General features: G+C 67.6%; 6 protein-coding genes. 3 read left to right on the top strand and 3 right to left on the bottom strand.

Annotated elements, in window-relative coordinates; all coding sequences use genetic code 11:
* Positions 1-261: 261 nt before the first annotated feature.
* Positions 262-1,173, bottom strand: coding sequence for an MBL fold metallo-hydrolase (locus AC5QAH_RS19460; RefSeq protein WP_010484107.1), 912 nt, complete (start codon positions 1,171-1,173; stop codon positions 262-264).
* A 91-nt stretch (positions 1,174-1,264) separates the two neighbouring features.
* Entirely contained in the window at positions 1,265-1,903 is a 639-nt protein-coding gene (locus AC5QAH_RS19455) for an NAD(P)-dependent oxidoreductase (protein ID WP_043398852.1), read from the bottom strand.
* A gap of 108 nt (positions 1,904-2,011) precedes the next feature.
* Here AC5QAH_RS19455 and AC5QAH_RS19450 point away from each other — a divergent pair, with 108 nt between their 5' ends.
* The 3 genes from AC5QAH_RS19450 to gph all read left to right on the top strand — a co-directional run bounded on the left by AC5QAH_RS19450 (position 2,012) and on the right by gph (position 4,462).
* Complete coding sequence (locus tag AC5QAH_RS19450; RefSeq protein ID WP_043398850.1) at positions 2,012-2,941, top strand: LysR family transcriptional regulator; 930 nt, start codon at positions 2,012-2,014, stop codon at positions 2,939-2,941.
* Positions 2,938-3,729 (top strand): class I SAM-dependent methyltransferase, encoded by a 792-nt coding sequence (locus AC5QAH_RS19445; RefSeq protein ID WP_019338001.1) that lies wholly within the window; start codon positions 2,938-2,940, stop codon positions 3,727-3,729. The genes AC5QAH_RS19450 and AC5QAH_RS19445 overlap by 4 nt, the downstream gene beginning before the upstream one ends.
* A gap of 64 nt (positions 3,730-3,793) precedes the next feature.
* Positions 3,794-4,462 carry a phosphoglycolate phosphatase gene (gph, locus tag AC5QAH_RS19440; protein ID WP_262102785.1) on the top strand — a complete coding sequence of 223 codons (669 nt, stop codon included), beginning with the start codon at positions 3,794-3,796 and terminating at the stop codon, positions 4,460-4,462.
* Between the two features lie 90 nt (positions 4,463-4,552).
* Here the strand turns inward: gph and btuB are convergent, their stop codons facing one another.
* On the bottom strand, positions 4,553-6,397 hold the full coding sequence (btuB, locus tag AC5QAH_RS19435; protein ID WP_071306635.1) for a TonB-dependent vitamin B12 receptor: 1,845 nt from the start codon (positions 6,395-6,397) through the stop codon (positions 4,553-4,555).
* Between the last annotated feature and the right edge of the window lie 54 nt (positions 6,398-6,451).

Below are 6,451 nucleotides of genomic sequence, written 5' to 3'. Positions count from 1 at the left end.
GTTGCGGGGGCGTGAGCCGCATGGATGCGGCGACCGAGCTTACATGGGTGAGGGCGCTTTGCTTGCGAAGCACTGCTTCGCAAGCGCCCGAACGCACAGCCGCCAGCGGCTGGGCCGGGCCCCGGAGGGGGACTTGCAGCGCCCCCCGCAACCGGACCCACCCCGCCAACCCTCAGGAGACCAGCTTTTGCTGTTGCTTCGGCTGTTGCCGTTGCATTGAGCAGGTGCAGGGCGCAGCCCTGCAAAAGAAAACTTCCTACCTCACGGCCACTGCATCTCGCCCTTGGCCACCTTCGCACTCAGCTCCAGCGATGCGACGCCATCCAGCTTCGGGTAGCGCGACTGCATTGCTTTCACCAGTGCCGCACTGTCCTTGGCCTTGGCCGCCTCGGCATCGAACGCGCGGATGTAATCTGCGGTGAAGCGCAGCGCACTCGAATCCAGTGCGGCACCCGGTGCGTAATGCCCCGGTACCACTACTTTCGGCTTCAACGCCTGCAACCGCTGCAGGGTCTGCAGCCAGTCGGTGTGCGACTTCGGCGTCTGCGTGTCGGCCATCCACACGTGCTCACCGGCCACCACCGGAATGCCACCGACGATCGCACGCAGCGACGGCACCCACAGCACCGTGCGGTCCGGGGTCGGTCCGTCCAGGCCGATCAGCGGCAGGCGCTGGCCTTCCAGTTGCAGGGCATCGCCATCCAGCACCTGCGGCACCACGATGCGGGCCGGCACGTCGGCACCCATCTTCGGGCCCCAGTAGGCCAGCTTGCCGGCCTGTGTCTGCTGGATGTGGGCAACGGTCTGCGCGGTAGCGACGATGCGCGCCTTCGGGAACGCATCCTGCAGCGTGGCCAGGCCGAAGTAGTAGTCCGGATCGCCGTGGCTGATGTAGATCGTGGTCAGCTGCTTGCCGCTGGCGCGGATCAGCTCGACCAGCTTGCGCGCGTCGCTGGCGCCAAACTGCGCATTGACCAGGATCGCATCGTGGCGGCCTTCGATCAGTACCGAGGACACCGAGAACATCGCCTGCGGGCCGGGATGGAAGGTCTGCAGGTGCAGCTGGGATTTCGTCGCCGCCGTCGGCGCCGTGGTGGCCGGGGCGGCCAGCAGCGGCGCACTGGTGAAGCTGGCGGCCAGGGCGAGGGGAAGCAGCAGGGCAGCGGTACGCATGGGAATTCCTTGTGTAGAGCCGGGCCAATGCCCGGCTGCATGTTCGCGTAGAGCCGAGCGCGGGCTTGGCTCTACATGGGACGTGCGTGGATCAATACGCTGCGGTGATGATCTGCTTCGGGTACTGGTGCGCTTCCAGCTCGGCGACGAACGCTGCACCGTAGTCGGCGTAGCTGATGCGGCTATGGCCGCTGGCATCGGCCAGGAAGGCCTTGGGCTGCACGCGGTACTGGCCGCGCTCTTCGCCCGGGCCGATTTCTGCGGCCGGCGAGAAGAAGGTCCAGTCCAGGTCGTCCACTGCCTGCAGGCGGTTGAACGCCTCGCGATGGGCCAGCGCGTACGGCTTGTAGGCCTCCGGGAAGTCGGGGGTATCGACCAGCTGCACGCCGGGCGCGACTTCCAGGCTGCCGGCACCACCGACCACCACCAGGCGCGGTACGCCGGCCTTGCGTGCGGCGGCGGCCAACTGCGCGGCGACCTCGCCCACACGGCCGATGTCATCGCCGGGGCGCGGGCCGTAGGCACTGGCCAGCACGTCGTGGCCGGCAATGGCGGCGACCAGCGCATCCAGGTCGTCCAACGAGGCGACCACAGGATGCGCACCGGCCAGTTCAGCCGGAAGGTCCTGCGCGCTGCGCACGATGACAGTGAGTTCGTGGCCGCGGGCCAGCGCGTGGCGGGCGATCTGGCGGCCGATATTGCCGGTGGAACCAACGAGGGCGATTTTCATGGCAGCACTCCGTGGGGCGGTGTGGGGGGGGAATGGGGCCACTCTAGGCTGCTGCAGTTGATCGAAAAACAGCGTATAACGCGCTTGTTTGTTGCATGAATCGAGCATATGGACCGACTGACCGCCATGACCGTGTTCGTCGAGGTGGCCGAGCGCGGCAGCCTCACCGCCGCCGCCGAGGTGCTGGACATGTCGCGGGCGATGGTCTCCCGCTACCTGGCCGAGGTTGAAGGGTGGCTGGGTGCGCGCCTGCTGCACCGGACCACGCGCCGGATCAGCCTGACCGGCCCCGGCGAGGCGGCGCTGGCGCGCTTCCGGCAGATGCTGGCGATCGGCGAAGAACTGCAGGGCGAGCTGGCCAGTGATGATCCCGAGCCGCACGGCACGCTGCGGGTGACCGCCAGCGTGTCGTTCGGGCAGAGCCACCTGGCACGGGCCGTGGCCGGCTTCGTTGCGCGCCATCCGGCGGCACGCATCGAGCTGCTGCTGGTCGACCGCACGGTGAACCTGGTGGAAGAGCGGGTGGACCTGGCCGTGCGCATCGCGCGCCAGATCGACCCCAGCCTGATCGCACGGCGCCTGGCCACCTGCCGCTCGGTGTTGTGCGCGACGCCGTCCTACCTGCAGGTGCGTGGCACGCCGACCGCCCCCGAGCACCTGGCCGCGCACAACTGCCTGACCCACCATTACGTCGGTAAAAGCCTGTGGCAGCTGCACCGCGATGGACGTTCGCTGTCGGTGGCGGTGGGCGGCAACATCAGCGCGAACGAGGCCTCGCTGCTGCTGGAGGCGGTGCGGGCCGGTGCCGGTATCGCCATGCTGCCGACCTACCAGGTGGCGCCGCTGCTGCGCAGTGGCGAGCTGATCGAACTGCTGCCCGAATTCAGCCTGGACGAACTCGGCATTCATGCCGTGTACGCGTCACGGCGCCAGCAGCCCGCTATCATGCGGCGATTCCTGGATTTCCTGGGCGAGTGTTTCGCCAGCCCGGCCTTCCAGGATCTGGATTGGCGCCCACCGGGCAAGGAGAACACATGAACCATGGACAGGCCTTGATCGACCACAACCGTGCTGCCTGGGACCGCCAGGCCAGCGAAGTGCGCGAATGGTCGCGCCCGGTGGAAAGTTCAACGATTGCCGCCGCGCGCGAAGGCCGCTGGCAGGTGCACCTGACGCCCCGCGCGCTGCCGCTGGACTGGATGGGTGATGTGCGCGGCCGTCGCATCCTGTGCCTGGCCTCGGGCGGTGGCCAGCAGGCACCGGTGCTGGCCGCTGCGGGCGCTGACGTCACCGTGTTCGACCTGTCCGACGGGCAGCTGGAACAGGACCGCAGGGTCGCTGCGCGCGATGGCCTGCAGCTGCGCACCGTGCAGGGTGACATGCGGGATCTGCACGTGTTCGCCAACGACAGTTTCGACGTGGTGTTCCACCCGATCTCGAACCTGTACGTGCCTGACGTGCGCCCGGTGTGGACCGAATGCCGCCGTGTGCTGGCACGCGATGGCATGCTGATGGCCAGCTTCTACAACCCGGTGCTGTTCGTCGGTGCGCGCGATCCGCAGCTGGATGCACAGGGCCTGATCCGGCCGCAGTATGCCATTCCCTATTCGGACCTGGAAGACCTGCCGCCGGCCGAGCGCGAGGCGAAGCTGGCACGGGGCGACGCACTGACCTTCGGCCACAGCCTGACCGAACTGATCGGTGGCCAGCTGGATGCCGGCTTCATCATCGATCGCTTCATGGAGGACTGGCAGCCGCAGCCGCGTTTCCTGATCGACCGTTACCTGCCCACGTTCCTGGCTACCCGCGCGCGCCGGATCGGCTGAGGCGGATCGGTGCAAAAACCAGCGGCGTACAATGGGCGGCCCCACGTCATGCAGGTGCCGTCCCTTGTCGTATCCGTATCCGCTGGTCGTGTTCGATCTCGATGGCACGCTGGTCGACAGCGCTGCCGATATTGCCGAAGCGCTGAACCGCACGCTGGAGGACATCGGTGTGGCACGCGTACCGGAAGCCACGGTGCTGGGCTGGATCGGCGACGGTGTGCGCCGCCTGGTCGAACAGGCCGTGCATGCCGCGGGTCGTGAGGTCGACCTGGCCGAGGTCATGCCGGTGTTCATGGTGCACTACCGCGAATGCCTGCTGCGTAGCCCGCGCCTGTTCGATGGCGTGGGTGAAGCGCTGGCGCAACTGCGTGCACGCAACGTGCCGCTGGCAATCTGCACCAACAAGCCCGAAGCGCTGGTGCCACCGCTGCTGCAGCACCTGGGCATCGGTGATGCGTTCGCGCTGATACTGGGCGGCGATTCGCTGCCGCAGCGCAAGCCCAGTGGCGAACCGCTGCGGCACATCGCTGCGCACTTCGGGCTGCCGGTGGACGCCTGCCTGATGGTGGGTGATTCGTTGACCGACTACCGCGCCGCCGAAGAGGCAGGCATGCCGATCGCGCTGGTGCGTTACGGCTACCCGCGCGGCCTGGACATGGTCACCGCGCATGCGGTGGCGGTGATCGACGATCTGCGTGAATTGCCGGGGTTGGCCGCCGGCGTCCCGGTGTAGAGCCGAGCCCATGCTCGGCTGCTTTGCTGCCTGAGCCGAGCATGGGCTCGGCTCTACAGAGAAAGCGCCGGGAATGCCCGGCGCGTTTCCTCATTTCGGCTGGTAACGCACGCTCAACTGGTACTCACGGCCGGGCTGGTTGAACCACGCCACGGTCTCGTAGTTGCGGTCGAACACGTTGGCGGCACGCGCCAGCAGCGACCACTCCGGCGTCAGCGCGTACTCGGCGCGCAGGTCCAGCGTGCCGTAACCGCCAACCTTCACCGAGTTGCTGGCATTGTCAAAACGCTTGCCCGCGCCCTGTACGGTCAGGCCGGCGCGGAAATCGCCGAAGCGACGGTCAATGTCCAGGCGCGCAGTCTGCTGTGCACGGCGCGGCAGCCAGTTGTCAAACTGGGTACTGCCGTGGGTGCGGTTGCGCGGGTCGGTGTAGCTCAGCTGCGCGTTGATGTCGAAGCCGGCCAGCAGCACGCCACCGGTCAGCTCGGCACCACGGATGCGCGCCTTCTCCACCTGCTGCATTTTCATCGTGGACGCATCGTAGGTGATCAGGTCATCGATGCGGGTTTCGTACACATCCATGCCCCAGTGCCAGCCCTGGCCCTGCTGCGAAACGCCGAGGTTGGCGCTCTTGGACTTCTCCGGATTCAACGTCGGCACGCCGCTCCACGGGTCGTACAGGTCGCTGAAGGTCGGTGCCTTGAACGCGGTGCCGTAGCTGGCGTTGACGCGCAGGCCGTGGCCCAGTTCCATCGCCCAGCCAACGCTGCCGGTGGCGTGGTTGCCGAACTGCTGGTTGTCGTCGTTGCGGGCGCTGGCCTGCAGTTGGTGGCGGCCGAAGCGGCCCTGGTACTGCACGAACACGCCGGTGTTGCGGCGGCTGTCGACGAGATACCCGGCGCTGCTGCCGTCCAGATTGTCTTCGCTCCAGTCCACGCCGGCACTCAGCAGCTGGCCCTCGGCCACACCGAAGTCACCCTGCAGCGAGGCGCTGTCACGATGGGTCTGCGCGCTGCCAAACACCCCCGGTGCGCCGAAGTTGTCGGACTCATTGTCGCTGCGGCCGACGTTGGCGGTGAACGCCAGGCGCTCCGACGGGGTGTAGCGCACCTTGCCGGCCAGCACCTGCTGGCGGGTCTCGGAGTAGTTGTAGTAGCCGTCGTAATGGTTCTTGCCATCGGCGCGCAGTGCGCTGCCTTCCACGTTCCACTGGTCGTTGAAGCTGTAACCGCCGCGCAGGCTCTTGGACAGGTTGCGGTAGCCGTCGCGGTCGTGCTCGTCGGCAAAGCAGCCCGCGGTGAACACCGAGGAAGAACCGCGGCAGGCATCGATGCCGTCGGAATGCTGGTAGGCGATGTCGGCACCGAACCAGCCGCGCTCGGTGCCGCCACCAATGCCGCCGCTGGCTTCGCGCAGCCCGTTGCTGCCGCCGCCGAGCTGGAAGTGCGGAGCGAAATCGCCCTGGTTGCGGCGGGTGAAGATCTGGATCACGCCACCGATGGCGTCGGCACCGTACAGACTGGACTGCGGGCCGCGAACGATTTCGACGCGCTCGATCTGCGCCAGCGGCAGGTCCTGGTACATGGCCAGGCCGAGGTCGGCACTGTTGATGCGCACGCCGTCGACCAGCACCACGGTGTGGCCCGAGTTGGTGCCGCGCAGGAACAGCGAGCTCTGCTTGCCGAGGCCGCCGGCATTGGTCAGGTTGATGCCGGCGCGGCCGCGCAGCAGCTCCTGCAGCGAGGTGGCCTGGCTGGATTCGATCTGCGCGCGGTCGATCACCTGCGCCGGCGCGATACTGTCCTGCAGCGCGATCGGGGTGCGGGTGGCGGTGACCAGGATCTGGTCGAGCGCAGTGGTGTCATCGGCGGCCTGGGCCAGCGCGGGCAGGGTGGCCAGCACGGCCAGGGACAGCATTCGGGACTGCAGCTTCATGGGGGACTCCAGGTGCCACGCACGCCCGCGTGGCGAAGGGGAGGAGCCGCGAAG

It is taken from the genome of Stenotrophomonas sp. YJH_SMC_43 (assembly GCF_059372535.1).
The sequence above is the reverse complement of the archived record's forward strand: the minus strand, read 5'-3'. Positions and strand labels throughout refer to the sequence as shown.